This window comes from Micromonospora sp. NPDC049101, assembly GCF_040648675.1.
Taxonomy (GTDB): Bacteria; Actinomycetota; Actinomycetes; order Mycobacteriales; family Micromonosporaceae; genus Micromonospora.
This window is the reverse complement of sequence record NZ_JBEZED010000060.1, coordinates 4,304-5,483: the sequence shown is the minus strand read 5'-3', so window position 1 is coordinate 5,483 and position 1,180 is coordinate 4,304. Positions and strand designations below refer to the sequence as shown.

The window sequence follows — 1,180 nt, the reverse complement described above, 5'->3', positions numbered from 1 at the left end:
GGGAGATCCGCGACGACATCCACGAAGCCTTCCTCACCCTCGCCTGCGCCATCATCTGCTGGCGCCGACTCCAACACTCAAAGAGTTAGGAGTTTTAAGCCACCGTCACCGCGACGCGGACGCGGCACTCGAAGGCGTCCAAGACCAGCTCAACCACGCCACAGCCGCACGACCCGCCGCTACGACCACGGAGGCCGGCGAGTTGACTGCACCCCTGCTTCAGTCCAGGGAGTCTGCGATGGAGCCATCGTCAGTGAGGCCGAATCGGCGCATACGATCGGCGCTAGCTTTGTCGCCAGATCGCTCCAGCGCTTGGGCGATGCGCTCCAGCGCGCCGGCTTCGCCGTAGTTGACCGCCTGCTGGTACAGGGTCTCTGCGCCGGCCCAGTCGCCGGCCCTCTCCAGCATCGCAATGAACCACCGCAGAGCCGTGAAGTTGCCCATGTCGGCCGCCTGCCGGTACAGGGCCCCGGCACCGGCCTGGTCGCCGGCATCCTCCCGCCCCCTCGCCAGCATCAACATGATGCTGGCGTCGCCCCGCTCAGCAGCCATGGCAGCCAGAAACTCAGCGCCAGCCCAGTCACCTGCCTCGTGTCGCATCAAGGTCAACGTCCACAGTGCGTCCTCGTCGCCCCGCTCGTGCAGCTGCAGGTACAACGGCTCCGCTCCAGCCCGGTCGCCGGCCAAGCGGCGCAGGTCAGCCAGTTCGATCAGCACAACGTCGTTGCCCCGGTCGGCCGCCTGGGCCGCTAAGGCCTCCGCGCCAGCCCGATCGCCAGCTTCCTCGCGCATGCGGGCGAGCCACCACAGCGCGACGGAACCGCCCTGGTCGGCCGCCTGCCGGTGCAGGGCCTCGGCACCGTCCCGGTCACCGGCCTCGTCCCGTAGGTCGGCTAGCTGCTCCAGCACGGAGGTGTCGCCCCGCGAGGCCGCCTGGGCTGCCAGGGCCTCAGCACCGGCCCGATCGCCGGCCTTCTCCCGTACTTCGGTGAGCTTCCACAGCCCGAGTCGGTCGCCGTGGTCAGCCGCCTGCTGGTACAGGGCCTGAGCACCAGCCAGATCGCCAGCCTCCTCCCGCCCATCTGCCAGCATCAGCAGCACGCGGGTGTCGCCGTGGTCAGCCGCCAAAACAGCCAGGGTCTCAGCACCAGCCAGATCGCCAGCCTCCTCCCGCCCTTTC

Annotated in this window: 1 pseudogene; it reads right to left on the bottom strand. The window is 69.1% G+C overall.

Features of this window, described 5'->3' with window-relative positions:
• Positions 1–219 precede the first annotated feature (219 nt).
• Positions 220–1,180: pseudogene (locus AB0B57_RS36710) on the bottom strand (hypothetical protein); the annotation flags it as partial.